Origin of the sequence: Amycolatopsis sp. NPDC058986, from assembly GCF_042741125.1 — a bacterium.
In the GTDB taxonomy this organism is placed as follows: domain Bacteria; phylum Actinomycetota; class Actinomycetes; order Mycobacteriales; family Pseudonocardiaceae; genus Amycolatopsis.
This window is the reverse complement of record NZ_JBHYJW010000005.1, coordinates 27,929-52,623: the sequence shown is the minus strand read 5'-3', so window position 1 is coordinate 52,623 and position 24,695 is coordinate 27,929. Positions and strand designations below refer to the sequence as shown.

27 protein-coding genes and 2 pseudogenes are annotated in these 24,695 nt (G+C 70.1%); 6 read left to right on the top strand and 23 right to left on the bottom strand.

The genetic code is table 11. From position 1 onward, the window contains the following. Window positions 1-57 precede the first annotated feature (57 nt). From ACFW0G_RS06580 to ACFW0G_RS06570, 3 genes are read right to left on the bottom strand one after another with little or no spacing between them, the layout of a single operon-like run. Window positions 58-2,229: a xanthine dehydrogenase family protein molybdopterin-binding subunit gene (locus ACFW0G_RS06580; RefSeq protein ID WP_378323790.1), complete on the bottom strand. Its 2,172-nt coding sequence runs from the start codon at window positions 2,227-2,229 to the stop codon at window positions 58-60. Beyond that, window positions 2,229-3,188, bottom strand: coding sequence for an FAD binding domain-containing protein (locus tag ACFW0G_RS06575; protein WP_378323788.1), 960 nt, complete (start codon window positions 3,186-3,188; stop codon window positions 2,229-2,231). The genes ACFW0G_RS06580 and ACFW0G_RS06575 overlap by 1 nt, the downstream gene beginning before the upstream one ends. Then, a complete protein-coding gene (locus tag ACFW0G_RS06570; RefSeq protein ID WP_378323786.1) occupies window positions 3,175-3,627 on the bottom strand; it encodes a (2Fe-2S)-binding protein in 453 nt (150 codons plus the stop codon). The genes ACFW0G_RS06575 and ACFW0G_RS06570 overlap by 14 nt, the downstream gene beginning before the upstream one ends. A 232-nt stretch (window positions 3,628-3,859) precedes the next feature. Between ACFW0G_RS06570 and ACFW0G_RS06565 the strand changes: the two genes are divergently transcribed. Then, entirely contained in the window at window positions 3,860-4,447 is a 588-nt protein-coding gene (locus ACFW0G_RS06565; RefSeq protein WP_378323785.1) for a TetR/AcrR family transcriptional regulator, read from the top strand. On the opposite strand, the gene ACFW0G_RS06560 is transcribed toward ACFW0G_RS06565, so the two are convergent. From ACFW0G_RS06560 to ACFW0G_RS06545, 4 genes and pseudogenes are all read right to left on the bottom strand, one after another. Continuing rightward, window positions 4,401-4,877, bottom strand: coding sequence for a hypothetical protein (locus ACFW0G_RS06560; protein ID WP_378324021.1), 477 nt, complete (start codon window positions 4,875-4,877; stop codon window positions 4,401-4,403). The two genes, ACFW0G_RS06565 and ACFW0G_RS06560, sit on opposite strands and share 47 nt — an antisense overlap. Before the next feature lie 124 nt (window positions 4,878-5,001). Then, window positions 5,002-5,121 (bottom strand): annotated as a pseudogene (locus tag ACFW0G_RS06555) (hypothetical protein); the annotation flags it as partial. Between the two features lie 6 nt (window positions 5,122-5,127). Beyond that, the gene (locus tag ACFW0G_RS06550) at window positions 5,128-5,460 is read right to left on the bottom strand and encodes a DUF6292 family protein (protein ID WP_378323784.1); all 333 of its coding nucleotides are present in this window, start codon (window positions 5,458-5,460) and stop codon (window positions 5,128-5,130) included. 26 nt (window positions 5,461-5,486) lie between these two features. Further along, window positions 5,487-6,017: an enolase C-terminal domain-like protein gene (locus ACFW0G_RS06545; RefSeq protein ID WP_378323783.1), complete on the bottom strand. Its 531-nt coding sequence runs from the start codon at window positions 6,015-6,017 to the stop codon at window positions 5,487-5,489. Here ACFW0G_RS06545 and ACFW0G_RS06540 point away from each other — a divergent pair. Further along, window positions 6,004-6,837: an RNA polymerase sigma factor SigF gene (locus ACFW0G_RS06540; RefSeq protein WP_378323782.1), complete on the top strand. Its 834-nt coding sequence runs from the start codon at window positions 6,004-6,006 to the stop codon at window positions 6,835-6,837. The two genes, ACFW0G_RS06545 and ACFW0G_RS06540, sit on opposite strands and share 14 nt — an antisense overlap. 104 nt (window positions 6,838-6,941) lie before the next feature. Here the strand turns inward: ACFW0G_RS06540 and ACFW0G_RS06535 are convergent, their stop codons facing one another. Both ACFW0G_RS06535 and ACFW0G_RS06530 read right to left on the bottom strand, forming a co-directional pair. Beyond that, window positions 6,942-7,508: a hemerythrin domain-containing protein gene (locus ACFW0G_RS06535; RefSeq protein ID WP_378323781.1), complete on the bottom strand. Its 567-nt coding sequence runs from the start codon at window positions 7,506-7,508 to the stop codon at window positions 6,942-6,944. Between the two features lie 111 nt (window positions 7,509-7,619). Next, the gene (locus tag ACFW0G_RS06530) at window positions 7,620-7,778 is read right to left on the bottom strand and encodes a hypothetical protein (RefSeq protein WP_378323780.1); all 159 of its coding nucleotides are present in this window, start codon (window positions 7,776-7,778) and stop codon (window positions 7,620-7,622) included. A gap of 171 nt (window positions 7,779-7,949) precedes the next feature. Here ACFW0G_RS06530 and ACFW0G_RS06525 point away from each other — a divergent pair. Further along, window positions 7,950-8,375: pseudogene (locus ACFW0G_RS06525) on the top strand (SDR family NAD(P)-dependent oxidoreductase); the annotation flags it as partial. Between the two features lie 114 nt (window positions 8,376-8,489). Here the strand turns inward: ACFW0G_RS06525 and ACFW0G_RS06520 are convergent. The 3 genes from ACFW0G_RS06520 to ACFW0G_RS06510 form a co-directional block, all read right to left on the bottom strand. Then, a complete protein-coding gene (locus tag ACFW0G_RS06520; RefSeq protein WP_378323779.1) occupies window positions 8,490-8,774 on the bottom strand; it encodes a DUF3040 domain-containing protein in 285 nt (94 codons plus the stop codon). Between the two features lie 120 nt (window positions 8,775-8,894). Then, on the bottom strand, window positions 8,895-9,947 hold the full coding sequence (locus tag ACFW0G_RS06515) for an alpha/beta hydrolase (RefSeq protein WP_378323777.1): 1,053 nt from the start codon (window positions 9,945-9,947) through the stop codon (window positions 8,895-8,897). 48 nt (window positions 9,948-9,995) lie between these two features. Continuing rightward, on the bottom strand, window positions 9,996-11,327 hold the full coding sequence (locus ACFW0G_RS06510; RefSeq protein WP_378323776.1) for a cytochrome P450: 1,332 nt from the start codon (window positions 11,325-11,327) through the stop codon (window positions 9,996-9,998). A gap of 159 nt (window positions 11,328-11,486) precedes the next feature. Here ACFW0G_RS06510 and ACFW0G_RS06505 point away from each other — a divergent pair, with 159 nt between their 5' ends. Continuing rightward, window positions 11,487-12,320: an SAM-dependent methyltransferase gene (locus tag ACFW0G_RS06505; protein WP_378323774.1), complete on the top strand. Its 834-nt coding sequence runs from the start codon at window positions 11,487-11,489 to the stop codon at window positions 12,318-12,320. A 111-nt stretch (window positions 12,321-12,431) separates the two neighbouring features. Beyond that, the gene (locus tag ACFW0G_RS06500; RefSeq protein WP_378323773.1) at window positions 12,432-13,283 is read left to right on the top strand and encodes a hypothetical protein; all 852 of its coding nucleotides are present in this window, start codon (window positions 12,432-12,434) and stop codon (window positions 13,281-13,283) included. Window positions 13,284-13,349: 66 nt separating this feature from the next. On the opposite strand, the gene ACFW0G_RS06495 is transcribed toward ACFW0G_RS06500, so the two are convergent. Together ACFW0G_RS06495 and ACFW0G_RS06490 are read right to left on the bottom strand one after the other, a co-directional pair. After that, the gene (locus tag ACFW0G_RS06495; protein WP_378323772.1) at window positions 13,350-13,556 is read right to left on the bottom strand and encodes a tautomerase family protein; all 207 of its coding nucleotides are present in this window, start codon (window positions 13,554-13,556) and stop codon (window positions 13,350-13,352) included. Between the two features lie 58 nt (window positions 13,557-13,614). After that, a complete protein-coding gene (locus ACFW0G_RS06490; RefSeq protein WP_378323771.1) occupies window positions 13,615-14,370 on the bottom strand; it encodes an SDR family oxidoreductase in 756 nt (251 codons plus the stop codon). A gap of 87 nt (window positions 14,371-14,457) precedes the next feature. On the opposite strand from ACFW0G_RS06490, the gene ACFW0G_RS06485 reads away from it, so the two are divergent. Next, window positions 14,458-15,321 (top strand): helix-turn-helix transcriptional regulator, encoded by an 864-nt coding sequence (locus ACFW0G_RS06485; protein WP_378323770.1) that lies wholly within the window; start codon window positions 14,458-14,460, stop codon window positions 15,319-15,321. A gap of 93 nt (window positions 15,322-15,414) precedes the next feature. Here the strand turns inward: ACFW0G_RS06485 and ACFW0G_RS06480 are convergent, their stop codons facing one another. The 9 genes from ACFW0G_RS06480 to ACFW0G_RS06440 form a co-directional block, all read right to left on the bottom strand. Continuing rightward, complete coding sequence (locus tag ACFW0G_RS06480; RefSeq protein WP_378323769.1) at window positions 15,415-15,618, bottom strand: hypothetical protein; 204 nt, start codon at window positions 15,616-15,618, stop codon at window positions 15,415-15,417. A gap of 95 nt (window positions 15,619-15,713) precedes the next feature. Next, window positions 15,714-16,877, bottom strand: a complete 1,164-nt coding sequence (locus ACFW0G_RS06475; protein ID WP_378323768.1) for a LysR family transcriptional regulator — start codon at window positions 16,875-16,877, stop codon at window positions 15,714-15,716. Beyond that, the gene (locus tag ACFW0G_RS06470; RefSeq protein ID WP_378323767.1) at window positions 16,874-17,944 is read right to left on the bottom strand and encodes a hypothetical protein; all 1,071 of its coding nucleotides are present in this window, start codon (window positions 17,942-17,944) and stop codon (window positions 16,874-16,876) included. The genes ACFW0G_RS06475 and ACFW0G_RS06470 overlap by 4 nt, the downstream gene beginning before the upstream one ends. A 43-nt stretch (window positions 17,945-17,987) precedes the next feature. Beyond that, entirely contained in the window at window positions 17,988-19,694 is a 1,707-nt protein-coding gene (locus ACFW0G_RS06465) for an ABC transporter substrate-binding protein (RefSeq protein WP_378323766.1), read from the bottom strand. Beyond that, a complete protein-coding gene (locus ACFW0G_RS06460) occupies window positions 19,691-20,638 on the bottom strand; it encodes a LysR family transcriptional regulator (protein ID WP_378323765.1) in 948 nt (315 codons plus the stop codon). Before ACFW0G_RS06460 ends, ACFW0G_RS06465 begins: the two co-directional genes overlap by 4 nt. Next, window positions 20,631-21,647, bottom strand: a complete 1,017-nt coding sequence (locus tag ACFW0G_RS06455; protein ID WP_378323764.1) for an ABC transporter ATP-binding protein — start codon at window positions 21,645-21,647, stop codon at window positions 20,631-20,633. The genes ACFW0G_RS06460 and ACFW0G_RS06455 overlap by 8 nt, the downstream gene beginning before the upstream one ends. After that, window positions 21,647-22,651 carry an ABC transporter ATP-binding protein gene (locus ACFW0G_RS06450; RefSeq protein WP_378323763.1) on the bottom strand — a complete coding sequence of 335 codons (1,005 nt, stop codon included), beginning with the start codon at window positions 22,649-22,651 and terminating at the stop codon, window positions 21,647-21,649. Before ACFW0G_RS06450 ends, ACFW0G_RS06455 begins: the two co-directional genes overlap by 1 nt. Continuing rightward, window positions 22,648-23,613, bottom strand: a complete 966-nt coding sequence (locus ACFW0G_RS06445; protein ID WP_378323762.1) for an ABC transporter permease — start codon at window positions 23,611-23,613, stop codon at window positions 22,648-22,650. Before ACFW0G_RS06445 ends, ACFW0G_RS06450 begins: the two co-directional genes overlap by 4 nt. Beyond that, window positions 23,610-24,674 carry an ABC transporter permease gene (locus ACFW0G_RS06440; protein WP_378323761.1) on the bottom strand — a complete coding sequence of 355 codons (1,065 nt, stop codon included), beginning with the start codon at window positions 24,672-24,674 and terminating at the stop codon, window positions 23,610-23,612. The genes ACFW0G_RS06445 and ACFW0G_RS06440 overlap by 4 nt, the downstream gene beginning before the upstream one ends. Between the last annotated feature and the right edge of the window lie 21 nt (window positions 24,675-24,695).

Genomic DNA, 24,695 nt, shown 5'->3' with positions numbered 1-24,695 from the left:
TCGGGGGCAACGGGGGCCGGGTGCTACCGGCGGGCGCGCCGGTAGCACCCGGGTGCGTCACTCGTCGAGGAGATCCTCGAGCTGGATGGGGATGTGCCGGACGCGGACGCCGGTGGCGTTGTAGACGGCGTTGGCGATCGCCGCCGCCATGCCGACCATGCCGATCTCGCCGAGCCCCTTCGCGCCCACGGCGTTGTGCAGCGTGTCCGGATACTCGATGAAGTGGACGTCGGCCTCGGGGATGTCCGCGTTCACCGGAACGAGGTAACTCGCGAGGTCCGCGTTGGCGAACCTGCCGTTCTCCTCGATCTCCAGGCCCTCGTGCAACGCGGCCGACACACCCCAGATCATCCCGCCGATCGCCTGGCTGCGGGCCGCCTTCGCGTTGATGATCCGGCCGGAGTCGAACACGCCGAGCAGCCGGGACACCCGGGCCTCGCGCGTCCACCGGTGCACCCGCACCTCGCAGAACTGCGCGCCGAACGAGCTGAAGGAGTGCTTCGTCAGCTCCTCGCCGGGGGCGGACGAACCGGTCGCGGTGACCGAGTCGCGGGTCAGTGCCCGCAGCAGTTCGCCGAACGTCATCGACCGGCCGTCGCCCAGCACGCGGCCGTCCGCGTAGGAGACCTCCACGCCTTCGAACGGGGCGCCGGGGGCCGACGCCAGCTTCAGCAGGTCGTCGATCACCGTGGCCGCGGCGACCATGATCGCCGTCCCCGCGCTCGCGGTCGCCGTCGAGCCGCCCGAAATACCACCGGGCGGGTAAGCCGAGTTACCGAGCCGGGGCGTGATCCGGTCCTGCGGGATGTCCAGCGATTCGGCGCCCACCAGGGAAAGCACGGTCAGCAGCCCGGTGCCAGGGTCCGCCCCGCTCGTCGAGACCACCGCCGTCTCGTCCGCCCGCAGCGTGATCTCGACCGTGGCAGGGAACCGCAGGGCGGGGAACATCGCGGTGGCCGTGCCGAGGCCGACGAGCCAGTCGCCGTCGGTGCGGCCGCGCGGTGTGCGGCCGGCCCAGCCGAACCGGGACGCGCCGATGCGGAAGCACTCGTCGAGGTGCTTGCTCGACCACTGCAGATCCCGGCCGGGCGGCGCCGTCGAGTTGTTCCGCAGGCGCAGCTCGATCGGGTCCATGTCCAGCGCGACCGCCAGCTCGTCGATCGCGCTCTCCAGCGCGAAGGACCCCGGCGCCTCGCCCGGCGCCCGCATGAACGTCGTCGGCGGGATGTGCAGCGGCACCATCTTCTGGCTGATGGCCAGGTTCTGCGTGGCGTACCACTCCCGCGACGTGCCGTGCGAGGTCGGCTCGACGAACGACCGGTCCGCCGGGGTGCTGCACCACGAGTCGTGCCGCAGCGCGATCAGCGTGCCGTCCCGTTCCGCGCCGAGCGTGATCTTCTGGACCGTGGCGGCGCGCCCCGCGGTCGCGGTGAAGACCTGCTCCCGGCTGAGCGCGGCCTTGACCGGCTTGCCGAGCGCCTTGGCCGCGGCCGCCGCGAGGAACGCGGGCGCGGACGTCATGGCCTTGCCGCCGAAGGCCCCGCCGACGAACGGGTTGATCGCGTGGACCGACTTCGGGTCCAAGCCGAGCGCCCCGGCCAGCTCGGCCGCCTGGAGATCGGAGCCCTGGTTTCCACTGTAGACGGTCAGGCCGTCGGCGTCCCACACCGCGACCGCGGAATGCGGCTCCATCGCCGTGTGGTGCTGGGGCGCGGTGGAGTACGTCGCCTCGATCACCACCGGGCTCGCCGCCAGTGCGTCCTCAATGGACTCGACGCCCTCCGCGAGCACGGAGAGGGACGGGGGAGCGCCGTCGCGCGCGGGCGGGGCGTCCTCGGCGGTGGCGAGGCCGTCCTCCAGCGAGGTCAGCGCGGGCCGCTCGTGATACGTGACCTCGATCAGCATCGCCGCGTCGCGGGCCTGTTCGTAGGTCTCCGCCACGACGAAGCCGATCGGCTGACCGTAGTAGGTGACTTCCTTGTCCTGCAAGGGAACCCAGACCTCGCCGAACATCGAGGTCGGCCTGGTCAGCTGCAGCGGGTCGAACGGCGAGTACACGCCGATCACGCCGGGAGCGCTCTTCGCCGCCGTGACGTCCATGGCCTCGATCTCGCCGTGGGCGATCGTGCTGAGCACGACGTAGCCGTGCACCATCCCGGCGAAGTTGTGGTCCGTCCCGTACTTGGCCCCGCCGGTGACTTTCAGTGGGCCGTCCACCCTGCTGGTCATCAGTGGCTCCCCTCGGCCAGTTCGAGCAGTGCGCGGATCACGGTCCGCTTCAGCAAGGACACCTTGAAACCGTTCATGGCCAACGGCTTCGCGCCTTCGGCCGCCAGTGCCGCGGCGGCCTCGAAGGAGGCGAGTGTCGCGGGCGCGCCGCGCAGGGCCGCCTCGACCTCCGGCAGCCGCCACGGCACGGTCGCCACGCCACCGGCCGCCACTCGCGCGTCGACGACGCGCGAGTCCTGGATGTCCAGCGCGACCGCGGCGGAGCAGAGCGCGAACTCGTAGGACTGCCTGTCACGCACCTTGACGTAGGTGGACCGCGTGGCCCAGGCCAGCCGGGGCACGACGACCTCGGTGATCAGCTCGCCGGACCGCAGCTCGTTCTCCACCTCCGGGGTTTCCCCGGGGAGGCGGTAGAAGTCGGCCAGCTTGACGGTACGGTCCCCATCGGCGCCGGCGAGCCGGATTTCCGCGTCGAGCGCGACGAGGGCGACCGCGACGTCACTGGCGTGGGTGGCCACGCAGTGGTCGCTCGTGCCCAGCACCGCGTGCATCCGGTTGGCCCCCGAGATCGCCGGGCAGCCGCTGCCGGGTTTGCGCTTGTTGCACGGGGTGGCGACGTCGCGGAAGTACGTGCATCGCGTGCGCTGCAAGAGGTTGCCGCCGATGCTGGCCATGTTCCGCAGCTGCTGGGACGCGCTCAGCAGCAGGGCACGCGAGATCACCGGATACACGCCGGGGTGCGCGGCGATGTCGCTCATCCGCTCCAGCGCGCCGATCCGCAGTCCGTCTTCGGTTTCGATGCCGCGCAACGGGAGCGCGTTGATGTCCAGCACCCGTGGCGGGGTCAGGACGTTGAGCTTCATCAGGTCGACGAGTGTCGTCCCGCCCGCCAGGAACGTGCCGGGCGCGCTGAGCGCGGCTTCGACGGTCGTGGGCGCGGTGAGGTCAAAGGGACGCATCGGCCCGCCTCGCCTGGTCGATCGCCGCGACGATGTTCGGGTACGCCGAGCAGCGGCAGATGTTGCCGGACATGAACTCCCGGACGTCCTCGACGCCGTCGCGGACCGCCGCGACCGCCGACATGATCTGCCCGGACGTGCAGAACCCGCACTGCAGGGCGTCCTGGTCGACGAACGCCTGCTGGACCGGGTGCAGTCCGTCCTCTGTGGACAGTGCTTCCACGGTGGTCACCGGCTGGCGCACGGTGGCGGCCAGGGTGAGGCAGGAAAGCACCGTCCGGTCGCCGACGTGCACTGTGCACGCGCCGCACTGACCTCGGTCGCAGCCCTTCTTCGGGCCGGTGATGGAGAGCCGTTCCCGTAACGCGTCCAGCAGCGTCACGCCGGGCTCGACACTCAGATGTTCGGTCCTGCCATTGACTTCGAGTGAGATGTCCACTGGATCTCTTTCCCGCGGCCGATCCGTGCGGAGGGCCTGACGGCGTAGGGTGGTGGGGAGACAGCTGACGTTCAGGAACGAGCGGAACCGGATCCTGCTGCGCTTCTCGCTCGTCCGCCGAGGCTAGCGGATAAAAATCCGCTTCGCAATGAACATTCTCACCCGGAGTTACTCCAGGTCCCGCGGGGTTCGTGCATTACATTGCAGGACAGGCGGAGCACCAGGAGGAACGATGGCGGCGGGATCAGCGGGGCCGGTCGGTCACCGGCGTGCGGACACCCGGCGCAACCACGAGCGCATCCTCACCACCGCGGCGGAATCGCTGGCCTGTTCGGGCGAGGTGTCGTTCAACGCCATCGCGAAGAAGGCGGGAGTCGGCGTCGGCACGGTGTACCGGCATTTCCCCACGCCGGAAGCGCTCATCCTGGCGGTCTACCAGCGCGAAGTGCGCCACCTCGTCGACGTCGTGCCGAGGCTGCTCGAGAAGCACGCCCCGGAGCAGGCCTTCCGGACCTGGACCACCGACCACCTGGCGCACTACATGATGACCAAGCGGGGCCTGGCCCACGCCCTGCGCGTCGCGACGGCGTCCCGGGGCGAACTGCCCGCGAGCGCCTACGAGGCGATGGTCGGCGCGGTCGCGACCCTGCTGAAGGCGAACGTCGAGGCGGGCACCGTCCGCGCCGATCTGGAGCCGGAGACGGTCCTGCGCGGGCTCGGTGGCCTGCTCTACCTCGACCCGAACGGCGACTGGCGGCGCCAGACGGAGAACCTCACCGACCTGCTGTGGCGGGGAATGTGCGCGCACGGTGGCTGCTGAGCCGCCGCGGTAGTCCTTTTCGGACGGACGAGACCGCGGGCGCCGCCGCGAGAATGCCGCCGGTCGGCGCGTAGGTGAGTGCCTTGAGGGTGATCAGGGCACGCCGGACGGCGTCCGCCCATTCGCCCCGGCACCGGGACGCGGCGATCCACTCCGCCCAGAACTTCTCGGTGTCGGCGAGCGCGGTGTCCGCGTCGACGGGCGCGGGCGGGGACTGGTGCGAGGGGCTGTGGGTGAGCACGAACGGGAGCCGTCGTCCCTCGGCCACGGTGAACTCCGCGTGCGCGGCGCTGTCCCGTATCCGCGGCGGAACGGGCGTCCGCAACCGGACCGCGTCCGGTCCCGCGACGGCGACGACCTGATCGTCCTGTTCGTGGAACCAGGGGGCGATGGAGCCGTAGCCGAAGCGCGGGCGCATGGTCGTTCGCATCCGTACGGATCCGGTGACGCCTTCGACGACGCGGATCACGTCGGGTGCCTCGCCCCGGGGCGGCACCGCCGCCGACCGGTGCGAGCTGCCAGGCTCCGGCGCTTTCGTCGTGCAGGAGCGCGGCGAAACACGCGGGAGAATCGAAGCGGGGCAAGCACAACCAGTCGATGTCACCGCTTCGCGAGAGCAACGCGGCGGTGTGCAGGTCGCCCAGCGGGGCGTAGTCCTCGATCGGTGTGACCATGACGGCTCAGCACTTCTCCCGGTGGCCGAGGGCTTCGCGCACCCACGCGGCGAGTGTGCCGGGAGCGGGGTAGAGGGTGTCGTGCCAGGAAGCGAGCACGATGGGGTCCTCGTCGCGCAGGGGTTCCAGCGCCAGTGCCCAGCCGCCGTCACTGCTCCAGTCCAGCATGAGCAGCCGGCGTGGGTAGCGCGACGTACGCTCGGCGAGCGCGATGTAGGCGGCCGACGGCGGCCCGTACTCGCTCCAGGCGGCGGACGGTTCGACGCCGAGTTCGGTCGCGACGGATTCGACGTAGCCGCGCAGGGCCATGGCGTCCGGGTAGTCGAGGTCGGGTTTCATCGGCACTTCCTTGTCCTGCTTCGCGTTCAGCCGGCGACGGTGTAGGTTTCGACGTCCGGTTCCTTGAGCCGCAGACCGTGTCCCGGCACGCCGGGATCGACGGTCACCGTGCCGTTCGCCGGGTCGAGGGCCCCGTCGAAGAACCGGCTTTCGATGCGGTCGTGGTCGGTGAACCATTCGATGTGCCGGAAATTGGGCGTCGCCGCGGCGGCGTGCACCGAGAGGTTCGGCGCGCAGTGCGCGGAGACTTCGCGCTTGGCGGCCGCGGCCAGCGCGGCGGCGCGGCGCCCCGGTCGCGGGGCTTCATCCGGGACAGCGCCGAGCGCGTCCCGTTGACGTAGCCCAGATAGGTCACCTCGGTGACCCGGCCGACCCCACCGGTCGCTCCGGTGACCACCACGACGTCCGGCGTCGGTGACATGGCCGTTTCCTTCCTCCCGGCGTCTCGTCGCTCCCGGGTTCCCCGTCCGTGCCGGGTCAGTCGGCGGAGTGGCGGTGAATCGCTGCCTGGTTGAGATCGGATCGTGGCGGGTACTTACTGTTATGGCTGTACGCACCCGCGAACACCCAGAAGCGACCGAGGACGTTCCCGCGCCCCGGCGACCGCGCCACCGGGACACCTACGGCGACTCCGCGGCGTTGTTCGCGGCCCTGCACGGACCGGACGCCACGGAAGCCGGCCGGGAACGGCTCCGCAGGCAGCTCATCGAGGAGCACCTGCCACTGGCCGAGCACATCGCCCGCCGCTTCGCTCGCCGTGGTGAACCGCACGAGGACCTCGTGCAGGTGGCCCGGCTGGGCCTGGTCAACGCCGTCGACCGCTTCGAGCCGGGGCGCGGCACCGACTTCCTGGATTTCGCCGTGCCCACCGTGATGGGCGAGGTCCGGCGGTACTTCCGCGACTCGGGCTGGTCGGTCCGGGTGCCGAGGCGGCTCAAGGAACTCCATCTGGCGCTCAACCGCGCGACCACCACGCTGGCGCAGCGCTGGGGCAAGGCGCCGACGGCGAAGGAACTGGCCGACCACCTCGATCTCGACATCGAGGAAGTGACCGAGGCGCTCATCGCGGGCAACGCCTACCAGGCCACGTCGATGGACCGTCCCGTCAGCACCGAGACCGAGGACCTGTCCCTCGCCGACACGCTCGGCGAGGACGACCCCGATCTGGAAGGCGTCGAGAACCACGAGGCGCTGCGGCCCCTGTTGCGGAAGCTGGCGCCACGGGAACGGTCGATCCTGATCATGCGCTTCTACGGCAACATGACGCAGTCGCAGATCGCCGCGCGGGTCGGGCTGTCCCAGATGCACGTCTCCCGGCTGTTGTCGGACACCCTGCGCACCCTGCGCGACGAACTCACCGCGGCCGACGGCGACTGACCTGATCGCGGCCCGCCCCTGCTGCCCGGCCTGCCCTCTTGACGTCTAGCACGCGATCTGGCCGCCGATACCGTCGGCGGCCAGATCGCGTCCACTGTGGATGGTCAGGTCCGGCGGCCGGAGAGCGCGTCGCGGATCTTGTCCACGAACGCCGTGCCCGGCGCGAGGATCAGGTTCGCCGGCGGCCGGTCGGGGGCAGCGGGGTGCGGCCGGGTGGGCGCGATCTTCTTGGCACGCAACACCTTCTGCCCGAGGTCGGCGAGCTCCTCCGGCGAGCAGGCGGCCTGCAGTTTCGGCAGGAGGTCGGATTCCTCCTCGTCCACGTGGTGCCGGATGTCGGCGATGAGCTTGCCGAGGAGCTCCTCGAACCGGGGGTCGTCGGGCTTCTTGCTCTCGAGTTCCTTCATCACGGACTCGGCCTCGGCGTGTTCGGCGAGTTCGTGATCGGCCAGCTCGTCCCCGTCCGGCAGGTGTTTCCTCGCCGCGGGGTACATGAACTGCTCCTCGGCGACCGAATGCCGGACGAGTTCGGCGATGACGTGGTCGGTGAGGTCCTTGCGCTGCTCCGGGCTGCTCGTGCCGGTTTCGAGTTCGGTGAACACGCGCTCGACGGCGCGATGGTCCTCCGTGATCACCGAAACCAGGTCGGTGTCGTGGCGCGTGGTGGTCATGAACGCTCCAGTCGGTTGTCGGTTCGGAAGCAGCGGGATACCCGCTCCGGTCGAGGCGAACCCTGACGTGTCGGGGAAATCCGCTCGGGTTCCCGGGGACTGCCGCAGTGCTCAGCCCGACTGCGGGTCGGTGTCGTCGTGTGGATCACCCGCGGACGTCCCCTGCTCACCCCTGAGCACCTGACGTCGCTCCTGTGGTGAACCGCTGTCGTGCTCGGGTCGCCGCTCGGCGTCGGCCTTCCGCTGTTCTTCCCTGTGCTGCTGGTCCATACGACACCTCCGTTCCGTCGAAATCCCGGTTACCCCCTGGCAGCGGTGCTATTCACCGGGTTTGCCGGGTCCTTTGCCCGGGAAACCGGCGTGCTGCCCGCCACGGCTCGCGGAGACGCGATGGACAGGGGCTGCGGGGTGACGCGTTACCTGCTCTGAAGGGAGCGACACATGGCCGAGAGGATCCGCCCGCCGCAACAGCAGGAACCGCCGGGCACGACCGCCGAAATGGACCCGAGGCCGCGCGACATGATGGAGGACTACGAGGGCCGTGGCCTGCTTCGTGGGCTCCGTGCGCTGATCACCGGCGGCGATTCGGGGATCGGCAGGGCGGTGGCGATCGCGTTCGCCAAGGAGGGCGCGGACATCGCGATCGCGTACTTGAACGAACACGAGGACGCCGAGGCCACCGCGCACCGGGTCCGGGCCGAGGGCAGGCAGTGCCTGCTGCTGCCCGGCGACCTGGCGGGCGGGCGGCACTGCCGCGACGTGGTCGAGCAGACCGTGCGCCAGCTGCACGGGCTCGACATCCTGGTCAACAACGTGGCGACGCAGTGTCCCGTCGACAAACCGGAGGACCTGACCGAAGAGCAGTGGATGCGTCCGATGTGTCCTGTCGCGTGTAGACGGTCACGATCTTCGGGACCGGCCCACGTGGCCCCGGCGGGCGTGGCGGTCAGGTTTCTTCGCGTGCCAGCCGGCCGGGAGCGTCTACTGTGGACTTTCGGGCGCGACCGCGGCGCGGCGGTGCAGCAAGCGCAGGCCGAGCAGCGCGCTGGTGCCGAGTACACCCGCCACGATCAGCGAGGCGTGGCCACTGAACACCCCGACGGCGATCATGAGCACCGTCGTCACGACCGCGAGCGCCTCGACGACCTTCCAGCGCCACGCCTCGCTGTGCACTCCGTGGCGGAGCGACGCGGCCAGGGCGGGGTCGGTCGCCGCCAGCTCCGATTCGATCCCGTCGAGTGCCTTTCGTTCGTGGTCGGCCAGCATGGATCCCTCCTTCGGGCGCGTCGCTCCGGATTCGCTGGGCGGGTACCCGGTTCCGCGCTCGTCAATCGTCCGGGTCCCGCGCCGCCGGCGATGTCCTGGAAGGACGTGTCCGCTGATGCGTCAGTGGCCCACCTCGCGGTCGGCCCACGCTATGACGGCCTGGAAGTAGTCGGGCGCGTTGGGCGCGTAGTTGATCGCGTGCCCGTAGCCCTGCAGCGCGTAGGTGGTCAAATCCGCGCCGGGGCTGTAGTACGGCGCCTCGGAGTTCCTGATCCCGGCGGCGGACGAGCAGTCGGTGGCCAGCAGCCCGCAGAAGACCGTGTCCTGACCCAGCGCGATCATGACCGGCTTGTCGATCAACAGCGAGTAGGGGGCGATGATGCCGATCGGGAAGAGGTCCGCGGCCTGTTCGTACGCCGAGGTGTCCCTCGTCGCCTCGTCGAAGGCGATCGCGCCGTCCACGTTCGGCCCCGGCGTGTGGAAGATCGAGTACCGCGTACCCGGCTGCGTGGTCAGGTAGCCGACGTCGTAGCCGCTTCCGGAGAACCGGGGGTCGAGCGCCGCAGGGTAGGTGGCGGCGAAGACCGCGGTCGTGCCCACGAGGTTCAACCGGTGTGCCAGACCGGTCACCAGCACGGCGTCGACGTCGTGGAAGGTGGCCGCTTCGATGCTCGCGGTGCCGGAGCCGAACGAGTGCCCGCCGAGGATGACCTTGCCGAATCCCGGCCCCTGCGCACCGGACCGGACGGCCTGGATCACCTGGTGCACCACGGCGGCTTCGGTGATCGTCGTCAGTACCGCGCTCGGCGGCGTGGTGCTGCGCCCGGTACCGAGCCGGTCCAGTGCGAGGGTGGCGTATCCGGCGTTGTTCATCGCCAGGCGGTACGACCGGATCTCCGGCTCGTACCCGATGTCCCAGTACGAACTGTTGTACGTGCCACCGGGAACGAGCACCTGCACCGTGTTCGCACCGCCGGGCGGGACGCACAGGGTGGCGTGCATCGTCTGCGGGAGCGTCACGAGCGTCACCGGGAAGTACAGCTCCTGACAGCTCGCGCCGTCGGCCCTGGCGGGCGCGGGCACCAGCAGGAACCCGAGTGCCACCACCGTGAGAGCGGCGGCACGCCAGCGACGGCTCGAGGCACGTTTCGTCCCCGTGCGGGATTCGTTCACGGAAAATTACCTCCGAAATGAAATAGTGTTTTCAGTTTTCGATGTCGATCACTGTGTCCGCCGCGGTGTCACCGTCATCGGCAGCCGGGTGGGATAGGCGGCCGAGGTGACCGTGGTGCGCACCGGCACACCCGGAACCGGGACCACGTCCCAGCCGGCCAGGATGGTGGCGGCGACGAGCGTGATTTCGGTGTGGGCGAAGGCTTTCCCGATGCACTGCCGGCCACCCGCGCCGAACGGGACGTACGCGCCCTTCGGGATGCGCGCGGCCCGTTCGGGCAGCCAGCGATCGGGATCGAACCGGTCCGGGTCTTCGTGGAACCTCGGGTCGAAATGCAGGGAATACGGGCTGAACATGACCTCCGTGCCCGCGGGCAACCGCACGCCACCGAGTTCGACGTCCTTCAGCGCCCGTCGCATGAGGATCCAGATCGGGTACATCCGCAGGACCTCGTTGACGACCCGGCGGAGGTATTCGAGCTTCGCGACGTCCGCGAAGGTCGCCGCGCGGCCGGCCAGCACCTGGTCGATCTCGGCCCGTGCCCGCCGCTCGACGGCAGGGTTCCCGGCCAGTTCGTGGAAGAGCCAGGCCAGTGCGACGGCGCTGGTTTCGCTGCCCGCGGTGAGCAGCGTGATCACCTCGTCGTAGACCTGGCGGTCGGTCATGCTCTCACCGGTGTCCTCGTCCCTGGCCAGCATCAGCAGGGACAGCAGGTCACCGTGATCCTCTCCGGTGGCGCGCCAAGCGGTGATGACCTCCTGCACGATTCCCCGGAGCCGCTCGACGGCCCGGTCGAACCGCCGGTTGGCGGGGACGATCGGGACGTGTTCGAGGAACTTCGGCGACAGCGCCCGGATCATCCCCTCCTTGAGCACTACCGGGATCGACCGGCGTGCCTCCGCGATGGCACGCCGTCCCAGCTCGGTGCTGAAGAGCGTCTCCCCGACCACGGTGATGGCCAGCCGCTGCATGTCGGCGTCCAGCCGGCGGACCTCGCCCGCGCGCCAGGTGCCCGTCAGTTCCGAGGTGACCCGCACCATCGTGCCGGCGTACGCGGCGAGCCGGGCACTGTGGAAGGCGGGTTGCACCAGCCTGCGCTGCCGCAGATGGAACGCGCCCTCCGACATGACGAGCCCGTTTCCCATGAACGGCCGGAAACGGTCGAAGACAATGCCTTTCGAGAAGCTGGTGCCCTCGGTGACGAGTACGCGATTCACCAGTTCCGGGCTGGTCAGGAAATACGTTTCCAGCGGGCCGAGGAAGATGCGCACGACATCGCCGTGCGCGCGCAGGGAAGAGGTGAACCCGACGCGATGGCGCAACATCGACGGGGTGTGCCCCAGAAGGATCCAGCGGTCCGGCGCGACCGGGACGTTCATTTCCCTCTCCTCGGCCTCTGAAAGGAGGTGTGCCACCTTAGGCGCCGAACGGTGCATTACAACAGCACCCCATCGGCTGACGTGTCGTCACACCGATGGACCAGCCGTGGGCGCGGAGGAGTGAGTAGGCTTTTCGTCCCGAGCTGAGAGAGGTATGCGGTGACGACGCCACGTCAGGACGAGGACTGGGTCCCTCCCGGAATCGACACGACGACGCCGAGCGGCTCCCGGACCTACGACTATCTGCTGGGGGGCGCGCACAATTTCCAGGCCGACCGGGACGCCGCGGCGATGGCCGAGAGGATCATGCCCGGCATCCGGGACGTCGCCAGGGTCAATCGCGCTTTCCTCGGCCGGGTCGTCCGCGCGCTGATGGAGCTCGGCGTCCGGCAGTTCCTCGACATCGGCTCGGGCATCCCGACCGTGGGCAACGTGCACCAGGTCGCCGAGGGGATCGATCCCCGGTGCCGGGTGGTCTATGTGGACCGTGACCCGATCGCCGTCGCCCACAGCGAGATACTCCTGCGCGACAACGAAAACGCGGCCATCGTGCACGCGGATTTCACGGATCCGGACGGGATCTTCGACAGCCCGCAGGCGCGCAGGCTGCTGCGCATGGACGAGCCGATCGGCCTGCTGATGGTGGCGCTGCTGCACTGGATTCCCGACGAAAGCGATCCGCAGGCGCTCCTCGCGCGGTACCGGCGCCGCATTCCGGCAGGCAGCTACCTGGCGATCTCGCATCTGGTCAGCGCGCAGGACAGCGACCGGATCAACAGCGCGGTCGGCACGTTCAACCGGGCGAGGGGCCACGACCAGGCGACCACGCGCGGCTACCACCAGGTCGAGGCGATGTTCGGGGACTTCGCGATGATCGAGCCGGGGCTGGTCGGCTGCGCGCTGTGGCGACCGGGCGGGCGGGGCGACGTCTCCGACGATCCGCACGCCAACGCGCAGCTCTACGGCGGGGTGGCGCGGAAGACCACGGACTGACCGAACCTGTCCACAGAGGACTGGCCCGGGGCGGCCACCCCCTTTGCCTGATCGGAGTAAATCTTCCCGCCGAAGTGGCGGGATCGGCCGTTCGGCCGAGACGACACCCCCGTGAGGGCGTACCATCGGTCTGCTCTGCGTCCGGACCACAGCTCGCCGGACACGACGTACCGGAGCGTGACCGGCTGGGACGGGGGACGGATCGGCATGGTGACCGGGTGCCACGAGACGGGCCGTGTCGATCAGGACGTCGCACGGGCCGAGTGCAACACGCGGGTCGCCGACACCACACTCCGTTTCCGCAAGGCGGCCGGGATCAGCCTGGTTCAGGCGGCCGAGGCGTGGGCGGGCGGGCTGGTCGTCTGGTATCGCGCCGGGCCTCGTTCGGACCTCGAGGTCCGGGACCATCCCGGCGTTCTGCCCCGCGGCGTCGATGGCAGGCAGGTCCACGGCCTGGCCATGGTTTTTCTGACCGAGCTGCTGCGTCAGCTCGCCGGGGATCACCGGCTCCCGCCGGGTGAATTCCGCATCGAGGAGCTGAGCCGCAGCTGGGCCCGGCGATGGCGGTGTCCCGAGGACTTCGCGTGGATCGAGCCCTCGACCGGGGCGCACGGCATCTACCACGCCCAGGCGCGGCATCAGACGGCAGCCGATCCGGTGCTCGGCAGGAGCGTGCTCTCCTGGACCGCGGGCCTGCTCGACGCCGCCACCACCACTTTGCGCCTGCACGGCGGACAGCTCGTGCCCGACGGCCTCGCCGCCCACCGGGAGCGGCTCCGCGCCGGCTGCGCCGCCGGCCTCCTGCCCGGCGGTACCTCGCCGACACTGCTGGACCTGCGCGCCGCGTTGCGGCTGGACGATCTCGTGCCGGGTCCGGTGCACGTGCTGACCGCCGCGTGGTACCCGATGGTCACCGACGCCGTCGAAATCGGCCCGGCCCTGCGCGGCACCGCGAGCGCGTAGCGCCGAGGACCCGCTCTGTCCACAGTGGAGGGACTCGTCCGGTGGGATCGCCCGGCGTGCCGGAAACTAGCTGCGGCCGAGCAACTCTTCGGTGAGGATCGTGCCGCCGAGGCTCCAGCCGTTCTCGGTGATCTCTTCGACGATCACCAGCGTGGTGGGTCGTGCGCGTTCGCCGTAGACGTCGGCGAACGCGTCCGTCACCGCGTCCTGCAGCTTCTTCTTGGACTCGGCGGTCAGCGTGCCGGCGGGCACCTTGAGGTTGGCGAAGGGCATGATGGATTCCTCTCTTGCCGGGGTCGTGCCTGTCGGTTCGGAGCGCGGCGGCCGGGTATCAGGCCATGCCGCCGTTCGCGCGCAGCGTCTGCCCGTTGACCCAATGGCCGGCCGGGCCGGCCAGGAAGGCGACGACGTTCGCGATGTCCCCGGGGGTGCCGAGGCGCTCCAGCGGCGGTGTTTTCGCGAGCGCGTCGACCTGCTCCGGGGTTTTGCCGTCCAGGAACAGCTCGGTGGCGGTCGGGCCGGGTGCGACGGTGTTGACGGTGACGTCGCGCCCGCGCAGCTCGCGGGCCAGGATCAGCGTGAGGCCCTCGATCGCGGCCTTGCTGGCGGCGTAAGCGCCGTAGGTGGGGAACTGCGTACCGACGATCGTGGTGGAGAACCCGACGAAGGAGCCGCCGGGGCGCAGGCGCCGGGCGGCCTGCTGGGCCACCACGAAGGTGCCGCGGATGTTGGTGCGGTGTACCGCGTCGAGCACGCTGAGATCGAGGTCCGCGATCGTGGAGAGCGCCAGCCGCCCGGCGGAGTTCACGACGACGTCGACGCCGCCGAACTCGGCTTCGGTGCGATCGAAGAGCGCGGCCACCGCGGTCTCGTCGGCGACGTCGGCCTTGACCGCGATGGCTGTGCCGCCCGCCGCCGTGATCGCGGCGACCGTCGCGTCGGCGGCGGCGGTGTTGCCGGCGTAGTTCACGGCCACGGCCAGTCCGTCGGCGGCGAGCTTCTCGGAGACGGCGCGGCCGATGCCGCGGGAGCCGCCGGTCACGATGGCGACCCGTCGGGTCGCGGGAGTGGTGTCGGTAGTGATCATGACGACCACGATGCGCGTTCCCGTCGCGGTCAGCCAGGGGATGTCATCCCCTGTGTCGCGTGGCCCGGTCGGGCGCACACTGGACGCATGCCTTCCCCCAAGTACGTCGAGCTGGGTGTCTTCCTGCGTTCCCGGCGCGAGCGCATCCGCCCCGAGGACGTCGGCCTGGCGGCCGGGCCACGGCGGCGGGTCGTCGGGCTGCGCCGTGAGGAGGTCGCCCAGCTGGCCGGTGCTTCGGTCGACTACTACAACGAGCTCGAACGTGGCGCGGGCTCGCAGCCCTCGGAACAGATGCTCGCCGCGCTCGCGCGCGCCCTGCGGCTCACCCACGACGAGCGCGACCATCTCTTTCATCTCGCCGATCGCCCCGTCCCGGTGCGGACCGGGGCCGCTGCGCACGTCCACCCCGGCATGCTGGACCTGCTCACCCGGCTGACGTCGACGCCCGCTCAGGTCATCACCGACCTGCACGTGACCCTCGTCCAGAACCCGCTCGCCGTCGCGCTGCTCGGCGACCAGTCCGGTCACCGCGGCAGGCGTGCCAGCTTCGTCTACCGCTGGTTCACCGAGCCCGAAGCCCGGCGCCTGTATCCGGAGGAGGACCACCCGGCGCAGTCCCGCGCCTTCGCCGCCGACCTGCGCGCCGCCGCGGCTCGCCGCGACGCCAAGGACACCGAGGCCGGCACGATGATCGACGAACTGGTGGGGCGCTCGGCCGAGTTCGCCGACCTCTGGGCCGAGCACGACGTCGCCTTCCGCAGGGACGACCGCAAACGCCTCGTCCATCCGACGCTCGGCCTGATCGAAGTCAACTGCCTCAACCTGTTCAGCGAGGACGGCCGCCAGCGCCTGCTCTGGTTCACCCCGGCGCTCGGCACCGAAAGCGCCGACGCCCTCGACCTGCTCGCCGTCGTCGGTACCCAGCGGATCGACACGGACGAGAGAAGCTGAAGGCCGGGGGACGGCGTCGTCCACAGAGGATTGATCCGCCACGGGCGCTGCGGTGCTTGGCGTGCCGACACCCCTTCTGTTCCGCGCTCGTGTTCATTGCCCGGAACCGTCGTCGTCACGGATGAAGGGCAGCCCGTTTTCGATGGTCGCCGCGTCGAAGTGCCGGAGGAAGTGCGCGCGAACGGAACGCGCGTGCACGGGCAGCGCCGATTCGTAGGTTCGCCGTTCCACGTCGGTGAGGGAGATCGTCATCAGGCGGCCGCGCCCTGCGGCTGCCCGGTCGACGAAGCCTCGCATCCGCATCCTCGCGAGCTGATGCGACAACCGGGTCGCGGTCCAGCCGACGAGTTCCCCCAGCCGCTTCCGCCGCGGCCTCCGCGGGCCTGCCCGAGCTACTCCTCGCGGCACTCCAGCAGATCTACGACCGCGCCGCGGACGCCGGTCTCGGTGATCGTGACCTGGCCGCGGTCCGTGCGGTTTTCGTGCGTTGACGCGGATCGGCCGGTAGCGGGCAGCCTGCCCGGCTGGTCGATCGGCGGCAGGATGTCGGCCGGGCTGGCGCACACCGCACGGATCACGTCGGCGACCCGCAGCAGCGGGCCGAGCCGGGGGTGATGCGGTGGCCAGGCGATGCCGATCTCCCTCGGCGCGACGATTTCACTGAGCGAGAACCGCACCACATCGGGGTGCCGCTGGCCCAGAGCCAGTTGCGGCACGATCGAATAGCCGACGTCCGCTGCGACAAGTGGTTCGACGACGTGGATCTTGTCGGTGTCGAACACCCAGTTCGGCTCGACGCCCTGCCGGCGAAGCTCGGCGGCGACCTCGTACTTTTCGCTGGTGAGGCACACCATGGGCAGGCCGCGCAGGTCCACCGGTCGTAGCCGGGGCAGCGACGCCAGCGGCGATCGCCTCGGCGCCAGCAGGATGAACGGGTCGTCGAACAGTTCGAGGCCGTGCGCCCGGCCGCTCTGCAGGGGGAAGATGACGAACGCGAGGTCGATTTCCCCGAACCGCAGCAGTTCCTGCAGCCGGACGTCGTCATCGACCTCGACCAGTTTGACCCGGCACGGCACGCGGTGCGCGTTGATCGCGGCCAGCACCAGCGGCATCACCCGCACGGCGACACTGGAGAACACGCCGATCCGGACGGCAGGCTCCTTGCCGTCCCGGAGATCCTCGATCTGTCGGGTCGCGGTGCGCAGGATGACCTGGACCTGTTCGGCGGCGTTGACCAGGGTGGTGCCGGCCTCGGTCAGCCGCACCTGCCGCTGTCCGGACACCCGGCGTACCAGCACGACGCCGAGCCGTCGCTCGATCGAGGCGATCCGCTGGCTCACCGCGGGCTGGGTGCAGCCGAGTGTCGCCGCGGCGGCCGCGAAGGAGCCTTCGTTGGCCACCGCGTAGAGCGCCTCGAGCTGCAACAGCGTCAGCCGGCTGTCGTCCGACCAGATGGCGTCCAGCAGCACGCGGCCGGGCTCGTTCCGTCGTGCCACCCCGGTCACGGTGCCGGCGCGGGACGAGCAGGCCACTCCCGTCCGTGCTCTGGTGCTCATTCCGCCCCTCCCGCCAGGCAGAACGCGGTGACGAGGTCGATCGTGCCGATCAGGTCGGCGAGATCGGCCACCTCGCCGGCACTGTGCATGTGCCGGATCGGCAGAGCGACGACACCACAGCGGATCCCGGCCCCGACGGCCGCCATCGCGTCGGCGTCGGACCCGCTTTCGCCGCCGTAGGCTTCGATCGTGTAAGGGATTTCGAGGTCTTCGGCCAGCGTGCGCAGGGCGCGCGCGACACGTTCGTCGGTGACGGCACCGCGCCCGATCACCGGGCCGGACCCGAGCCGGTGCTCGCCTGTCCTGCGCTCGATCCCCGCCACTGGAACGTCGCTGGCGAACGTGGTGTCCACCGCGAGCGCGAAATCCGGTTCGATCGCGTGCACCGCGCCCATCGCGCCGTGATAGCTGGTTTCCTCGCGCACGCTCGCCACCGCGACCACCTCCGCGGTGACCGACGCGGCCGCCGCCGCGCGTGCCACTTCCAGGACGGCCAGCGCGCCGAGCCGGTTGTCCAGCGCCGGCGCGGCGATCCGGCCGTTCCGCAGGTCTGCCGGAGCGGCGCCGAGTACCACCGGGTCACCGACCGAGATCACCGCTTCCGCGTCGCTCCGGCCGGTGGCGCCGATGTCGATCCACGCACCCTCGATCTTCGGCGACGAGTTTCCGTCGTTCAGGTGCGGCGGCGCCGTGCCGATCACACCCGGCACCTTGCCACTTTCGGTGAGTACCGCGACATGCTGGCCGTAAAGGATCGCGGCGTCCCAGCACCCGATGCCGACCACCCAAAGCCTGCCCGCCTCGTCGATATGACTGACACTGAGCCCTATTTCGTCGATGTGCCCGATCAGGGTGATCCGGGGAGTGCCGCCCGGGTTCACCACCGCGTGCCCGCTGCCGAGCGGATCGATGCGTACCTTCGCGAACTCCGCGGCGAGCTCGACCCAGGCACGCACCGGTTCGGCTTCGTAGCCGGACGGCCCGCGCGTCGTGAGCAGTGTTCCGAGGCGCCTGCGCAACTCGGCGGCTTCGGGTGCGTGGAGCGGTGAATCGCCAGGTTTCGCCATGTCAAGGACTCCTAGGGATTCTCGGGATCGGTGCCGCTTCCGGTCAGCGCAGCCACGCGACACCCGGCAAGAACCCGAACTGGGCGCTGAACTGGTAGTTGCCGAGCCGGGCCGATACGAAATTGACCCACTTCGGCACGTACATCGAGACCCAGGGCGCCTGATCGGTAACCTCGCGGTCCACTCGGGCCCACAGCGCGTTCGCCGCCTCCGGATCGGTGTTGCCGAGCCGCAGCGCCTCCGCCATCTTCTCGTCGATGGCCGGATCGCAGAAGCCGCCGATGTTCGGGCTCGCGTCCGAGTTGGGCGTGAACGCGGAGCACGAGGTCAGCACGTTCAGGAAATCGCTCGCCGCCGGATAGTCCTGGGACCAGTCGGACAAGGCGACTTCGACCCGGTTTCCGGAGTTCTGGACGAACGGGTACTGCAGGCCTTCGTCGATGGGTTTGAGTGTCGCGTGATAGCCCAGCCTGGTCAACAGCGTCTGCATGTATTCGCCCATGGCGATGTGCATCCGGTTGTTCCCCGGCACCACCGACACCGAGGCGCCCGCGGTGCCGGACTCGGCGACAAGTTGTTTCGCCTTCGCCATGTCGGGGCCGCGCCACGGTCCGTTCCCGTTCGGCGCCGGATCGATCGTCCACGGACAGTACTGCCGATAACCGGGGATGTTCGGCACCAGCACCTGGCAAGTCGACGTGGCGAGACCCGGACCGCCCGCCTGCAGCACCGCCGAGTTGCGATCGAACGCGTAGTTCAGCGCCTGTCTCGCCTTGAGGTTGTCGAACGGGGGAATCCTGGTGTTCAGCGCCCAGTACCAGACATGGCCGATCTGGTCGAGGTGCAGCTGGTTCGGATGGTCGACGCTGATCTCGTTCACCCGGTCCGGCGGTGGCTGGTCGGTCGCGAAATCGGCCTGGCCGTTGATGACCGCGGTGACCTGATCGGTCGGTTCGAGACCGAACTTCTCCACGATCTGGTCCGGATATCCCTCCGGCGCGGCAAGGGGCGACCAGGAGCGGAAATACGGATTGCGTTTCAGCGTGATGCGATCGGTCGGGTCGTAACTCGCCCAGTAGTACGGTCCTGTTGCCCGGAGCTTGGACACGTCCGAGCCGACGTCGGCGGGCGGGGTGTCCGCGGGCAGGATCGACGCCAGCGGCTGGCCGAGCTGCTCGGGGAATTCGGGATCGGGCTGGAGCAGGGTGAAGGTGATCCGTCTCGTCGCTTCGTCGATGGCGATCCCGGCCGACAGGTCACAGGTTTCCGGCTTGTCGAGGCATTCCTTCGCGCCCGCGATGACATTGAACTGGGAGGACGTCGTCGGGCCGTGCACCCTGAACATCCGCTCGAAGGACGCCTTGACGTCGTTCGGCTGGACTTCGCGGCCGTCACTGAACCGGATTCCGGAGCGGAGGGTGAATGTCCATTTGAGACCGTCGTCGGTGGGTTTCGGGATCTCGGTCGCGAGATCCGGGGCGACGTGCTTGCCGACGTCGGGGCCGGACTTGGTGAACGCGGTGAGACCGTCGTAGGTCGCCGTGAAGAGCGCCCAGGATCCGGTCGAGTAATTGATCATCGGGTCGGCGGTGCCGACATTTCCGTTGGCCAGCAACACTTCCACCCCGCCCTGATGCCCGCGGTCACCGGGGGCGACGGAGGTCATCGACAGCGTGTCGTCCACCGCGCACGCGGCAGTGGAGAGGAGCATCACCGACGCGAGCAGGGGCAGTGCCCGATTCCGCTTCATCGGGCAGGCACCTCCTCGACGTCGACCGGCGGGAGGACCTCCGCCGGCCGGGCACACACCCGCTGGACGATCTCGATGACCCCGCGGACGAACGGCAGCCGGGGGTGGTAGCGCCGCCAGGCGAGTCCGATGGTTCTGGCCGGGACGACACCGGCGAGGGAGATCCGGCGCACGCCAGGGGTCCGGCCGCCGAGGGTGAGCCGGGGCACGGTGCCGTACCCGAGACCGGCCGCGACCATCGCCTCGACGGAGTGATTGGTCTCCATCTCCAGCACCCAGTTCAGTGCGGTACCCACCGATTCCGCCCAGGCCTCCAGCGGATCCCGCTGGCCGCGCAGGCCGATCAACGGCAGCCCGGTGAGCCGGCCGGGGGAGACCGGCTCGGCGCCTGCCGGGACGAGCAGCACGAACGGATCCGTGAGGAGTTCCACGCTGAGCAGGGAAGGGTCCGCGATCGGCAGTTCGACGAAGGCGAGATCGATGTCCCCGTTGCGGGCCAGGCGCGACACCTCCGCCTGCTGGTCCAGCTCCACCAGTTCGATCCGGTAGTCGACCGGCTGGCGCCGGATCGCCGCCATCGCCGGCGGGATGACCCGCTCGCTCGCGCTGGTGAACAAGCCGATCCGGACGGTCGCGTTCAGGCCCCTGCGGATCGTCTCCACCTGGCTGACGGCGGCGGAGAGGATCCCGCCGACCTGGTCGGCGGCGGCGACCAGCGTGTCGCCGGCCTCGGTGAGCGCGACCCCGCGCTGCTGCCGGGATCTTCGCACCAGCACGACACCGAGCCCGCGTTCCAGCGTCGCGACGCGCTGGCTCACCGCCGACTGGGTGCAGCCCAGCGCGGTCGCGGCTCCGGCGAACGAACCGGTCGCCGAGATCGCGATCAGCGCGGCGAGCTGGGGCAGGGTCGGGTGTGTGGACTGATCGGTGCCGGCGCTAGTCATCGGAAGCAGCCTCCGGTCCGGCCGGCGCCGCGGGTACCGCCGGTTCGAGAGGGTGGTGACAGGCGACGTCGTGGTCCGCGTTTTCGTTGCTCAGTGCCGGTTCCGTGGTGCGGCACAGGTCGGTGGCGCGGGGGCAGCGGGGGTGGAACCGGCAGCCGCCCGGCGGGTCGAGCGGGCTCGGCACGTCCCCGGTCAGCGTGGTCTCCCGCCAGCGCGCGCCTGCCGCCGGGTCGGGGATGGGCACCGAGGTCAGCAGCGCCGCGGTGTACGGATGCCTTGGCGCGGCGTAGATCTCGCGGACCGGGGCCCGTTCGACGATCCGGCCGAGGTACATCACCGCGACCCGGTCGGAGGTGTGCCGGACGACGCCGAGATCGTGCGCGATGAACACATAGGTGAGGCCGAGACGTTCCTTGAGATCGTCGAACAGGTTCAGGATCTGTGCCTGCACCGAGACATCCAGCGCGGACACCGGCTCGTCCGCGACGACAAGCCGGGGCCGCGGCGCCAGCGCCCGCGCGATCACCGCGCGCTGGCGCTGCCCACCGGACAGTTCGTGCGGGAACCGGTCGGCGAGTTCGGCGGAAAGGCCGGTCAGGGTGAGCAGTTCGGCGACCGCCGCGCGGGTCGCGGGCAGCCGGTGCACCCGCAGCGGTTCCGCGACCGAATCGCCGATCCGGCGGCGCGGGTTCAGGCTGGCGTAGGGATCCTGGAAGATCAGCTGCGCCGAGCGCCGGACCGTGCGCAGTCCGCGCCGGCCTGCCTGGCTGATTTCCGCGCCGTCGAAGACGATCGAGCCGCTGTCCGGCCGGTACAGCCGGACGAGGCAGCGTCCGAGGGTCGACTTGCCACAGCCGGATTCCCCGACGAGGCCGAGCGTTTCCCCGCGCCGCACGGAAAGCGAGACCCCGTCGACGGCCCGCAGCCTGCCGCGCCCGCCCAGCAGGCCGCGGCGGACGGGGAACCACTTGGTCAGGTCGGTGGTGCGCAGGAGTTCGGGCTCGGGCATCAGGCCGTCCCCTTTCCGTCCTGGAGCGGCGCGTGCCGCAGCAGACAGGCGTCGAAGTGCTCGGGAGGGTCCGGCCCGGCCGCCGGCAGCAGCACCGGCCGGTGGCGCACGCACACGTCCTCGGCGTCGCGGCAGCGCGGCGCGAACGCGCAGCCCGGCCCGATCTCGGCCGCAGGCGGCGGCAAACCCTCGATGGAGGGCAGCCGGGCGGGCCGGGGCACGTCCAGCCGGGGAATCGAGCCGAGCAGCCCGATCGTGTAAGGATGCCTTGGCGTGGCGAACAGTTCCGCGGTCGGTGCCCGCTCCACGATCCGGCCGGCGTACATCACCTGCACCCTCGACGCGATTCCGGCGAGCACGCCGAGATCGTGCGTGATCAGGATGACGCTGGTGCCGGTGCGGGCGCTGAGGTCCCGGATGATGCGCAGGATCTGGGCCTGCACCGAGACGTCCAGCGCGGTGGTCGGCTCGTCGGCGATCAGGATGTCGGGTTCGCAGGACAGGGCCATCGCGATCATCACCCGCTGCCGCATGCCCCCGGAGAACTGGTGCGGATAGTCGCGGGCGCGGGTTTCCGGGCCGGGAACACCGACCAGATCCAGCAGCTCGACCGCGCGCCGCCGTGCCGCTCGCGCGCCGATCCGCTGGTGCCGCAGGATTTGCTCGGCGATCTGCCAGCCGACCCGGTACACCGGATTCAGCGAGGTCATCGGGTCCTGGAAGATCATCGCGATCCGGCTGCCGCGATAGTCGCGCATCCGGTTTCCTGGCAGGGCGAGCAGATCCCGGCCGTCGAACAGCACCCGGCCGGTGACGATCGCGCGCGTGTCGCGGATCAGGCCGAGCACGGCGAGCATGGTGATCGACTTCCCGGAGCCGGATTCGCCGACGACGCCGAGGGTTTCGCCGGCCGACAGCTCGAACGACACGTCGTCGACCACCCGTACCGGGCCGTTCGGACCGTGGAACTCCACGGTCAGCCCGTCCACCACCAAGGTTGTCATCGCACTCGGATCCTCGGGTCCAGCGCCGCGTAGCCGATGTCGACCAGCAGGTTCACGAGCACCACGGCGAACGCCCCGTACAGCGTCACCGCCATCAGCACCGGCAGGTCGAAACGGCTGAGCGAGTGATAGGTCAGGTTACCGACTCCGGGCAGGCCGAACACCTGCTCGGTGAGCACCGCGGCCCCGCCGAGCATGGCCCCGACGTCGAGACCGAACAGGCTGACGAACGGGATGAGCGAGTTCCGCAGCACATGCCGGAGCAGGACCCGGGACTCGGAAAGTCCCTTCGCCCGCGCGGTCAGCACGAAATCGGACCCGTCGACCTCGATCAGGTCGGCCCGCAGCACCCGCGCGTACAGCCCGGCCATGCCGATGGCCAGCGTGATCCACGGGAACAGCAGCTGCTCGAACCATTTCACCGGATTCACCGTGATCGGCGTGTAGCCGAGTTCCGGCAGCCAGCCGAACAGGCTGTGGTGCAGTGTGCTCTGGGTGAGCAGGTTGACGATGCCGCCGAGCCAGTACACCGGAAGCGAAATCCCGATCAGGCCGAGGCCCATCAGCAGCGGGTCCAGCGCCCGGCCGCGGAAGACCGCGGCGAGGGTGCCCGCGCCGAGCGCGAGCAGCAGCCAGATCACGGCGGCTCCGCCGACGAGGGACAGGGTGACCGGAATCGTCTTGGCCACCCGGGAGAGCACCGGGCCGCGATCGGTGTAGGAGACCAGATCCCGGTCGATGACCAGCCGCTTCATCATGGCGAAGTACTGCACCGGCAGGGGCTTGTCCAGGCCGAAGTCGGCCCGGATCTGGGCGATCACCTGAGGAGACGCCTGTTTGCCGGCGATCTGCTTCGCCGGGTCGACGCCCGGTGTCTTGAAGAAGATCAGGAACACCAGGACGCTCACCGCGATCAGCACACCGGCCGCGGCGATCAGCCGGCGCACGAGATAGCCGATCACCGGGCACGCGCCCGCAGTTCGGCCTTGGGGTCGAAGGCGTCCCGGATCGCGTCCCCGAGCACGTTGAGCACGCACACGGTGAGGGCGAGCAGCGCGCCGGGCACGATCGCCATCAGCGGACGGTTGCGCAGCAGCTGCGTGCCGTCCTCGATGATCGTGCCCCAGCTGGCGGCGGGCGGGCGCACGCCGATGCCGAGGAACGACAGGCCCGATTCCAGCAGCATCGCGGTCGCCACCATCAGCGGGAACAGCACGATCACCCGGGAGAGCACGTTCGGCAGGATCTCCCGGCGGATGATCCGGCCGTGCCCGGCGCCGTAGGACGTCGCCGCGTGGACGTAGTCCGCGGCGCGCACGGACAGCACCGCGCCACGCACCGGCCTGGCGACATAAGGCACGTACACCACACCGATGATCAGGATCGGCAGCGCGAGACTGCCGGAGCCGACCCGGACGAAGCCGAGGCTGATACCGGAGGTGAAGCTGATGGCGGAGATCGAGATCGCCAGGAGCAGCACCGGGAACGCCCACACGACGTCCAGCGCCCTGGACAGCACGCCGTCGACGAGGCCACCGGCGTACCCGGCGAGCAGGCCGACCACCAGACCGCCGGCGCAGGCGACTAGCCCGGCGAGCAGGCCGATCACGAGGGTGTTGCGGCCGCCGTGGAGAATCCGGGCGGCGACGTCCCGTCCGTCACTGTCCGCGCCGAGCAGGAAGTGCGCCTGCCAGGTCGGTCCGATCGGCAGCACACCGACGCCTCGTGACGCCGGTTGCAGCAGCGGCACGGTGGTCCCGTCGTCGAGCACGGTGCTGCCGACCGGGTTGGCCACGAACGGATCGGTGCCGGAGACGAGGTCGGCGTACAGGGGCGCGAGCAGGCACAGCACCACGATCACGACCAGGATCGCCGCCGACACCACCACCCGGGGACTGCGGCGCAGAGCACGCCAGCCCCGTCTCCATGGCCCGCCGCCGGGCGCTTCGCCGCCGATGCCGAGCGGCCCCGGTTCCGCCCGCGGGACGGCAGCTGCCGGCCGCGCCTGGTGAGGCTTGGTCACCTGGCCCCCCTCGTGTCCACC

Coding starts and splice junctions, on each gene's coding strand:
- ACFW0G_RS06565 (WP_378323785.1), top strand. CDS start 3,860: ATGGCGGCGGGATCAGCGGGGCCGGTCGGTCACCGGCGTGCGGACACC.
- ACFW0G_RS06580 (WP_378323790.1), bottom strand. CDS start 2,229: ATGACCAGCAGGGTGGACGGCCCACTGAAAGTCACCGGCGGGGCCAAG.
- ACFW0G_RS06520 (WP_378323779.1), bottom strand. CDS start 8,774: ATGCTGGCCGACCACGAACGAAAGGCACTCGACGGGATCGAATCGGAG.
- ACFW0G_RS06550 (WP_378323784.1), bottom strand. CDS start 5,460: ATGAAACCCGACCTCGACTACCCGGACGCCATGGCCCTGCGCGGCTAC.
- ACFW0G_RS06485 (WP_378323770.1), top strand. CDS start 14,458: ATGCCTTCCCCCAAGTACGTCGAGCTGGGTGTCTTCCTGCGTTCCCGG.
- ACFW0G_RS06535 (WP_378323781.1), bottom strand. CDS start 7,508: ATGACCACCACGCGCCACGACACCGACCTGGTTTCGGTGATCACGGAG.
- ACFW0G_RS06575 (WP_378323788.1), bottom strand. CDS start 3,188: ATGCGTCCCTTTGACCTCACCGCGCCCACGACCGTCGAAGCCGCGCTC.
- ACFW0G_RS06530 (WP_378323780.1), bottom strand. CDS start 7,778: ATGGACCAGCAGCACAGGGAAGAACAGCGGAAGGCCGACGCCGAGCGG.
- ACFW0G_RS06490 (WP_378323771.1), bottom strand. CDS start 14,370: ATGATCACTACCGACACCACTCCCGCGACCCGACGGGTCGCCATCGTG.
- ACFW0G_RS06560 (WP_378324021.1), bottom strand. CDS start 4,877: ATGCGAACGACCATGCGCCCGCGCTTCGGCTACGGCTCCATCGCCCCC.
- ACFW0G_RS06455 (WP_378323764.1), bottom strand. CDS start 21,647: ATGCCCGAGCCCGAACTCCTGCGCACCACCGACCTGACCAAGTGGTTC.
- ACFW0G_RS06465 (WP_378323766.1), bottom strand. CDS start 19,694: ATGAAGCGGAATCGGGCACTGCCCCTGCTCGCGTCGGTGATGCTCCTC.
- ACFW0G_RS06495 (WP_378323772.1), bottom strand. CDS start 13,556: ATGCCCTTCGCCAACCTCAAGGTGCCCGCCGGCACGCTGACCGCCGAG.
- ACFW0G_RS06450 (WP_378323763.1), bottom strand. CDS start 22,651: ATGACAACCTTGGTGGTGGACGGGCTGACCGTGGAGTTCCACGGTCCG.
- ACFW0G_RS06470 (WP_378323767.1), bottom strand. CDS start 17,944: ATGGCGAAACCTGGCGATTCACCGCTCCACGCACCCGAAGCCGCCGAG.
- ACFW0G_RS06540 (WP_378323782.1), top strand. CDS start 6,004: ATGGCTGTACGCACCCGCGAACACCCAGAAGCGACCGAGGACGTTCCC.
- ACFW0G_RS06510 (WP_378323776.1), bottom strand. CDS start 11,327: ATGAACGTCCCGGTCGCGCCGGACCGCTGGATCCTTCTGGGGCACACC.
- ACFW0G_RS06480 (WP_378323769.1), bottom strand. CDS start 15,618: ATGCGAGGCTTCGTCGACCGGGCAGCCGCAGGGCGCGGCCGCCTGATG.
- ACFW0G_RS06460 (WP_378323765.1), bottom strand. CDS start 20,638: ATGACTAGCGCCGGCACCGATCAGTCCACACACCCGACCCTGCCCCAG.
- ACFW0G_RS06475 (WP_378323768.1), bottom strand. CDS start 16,877: ATGAGCACCAGAGCACGGACGGGAGTGGCCTGCTCGTCCCGCGCCGGC.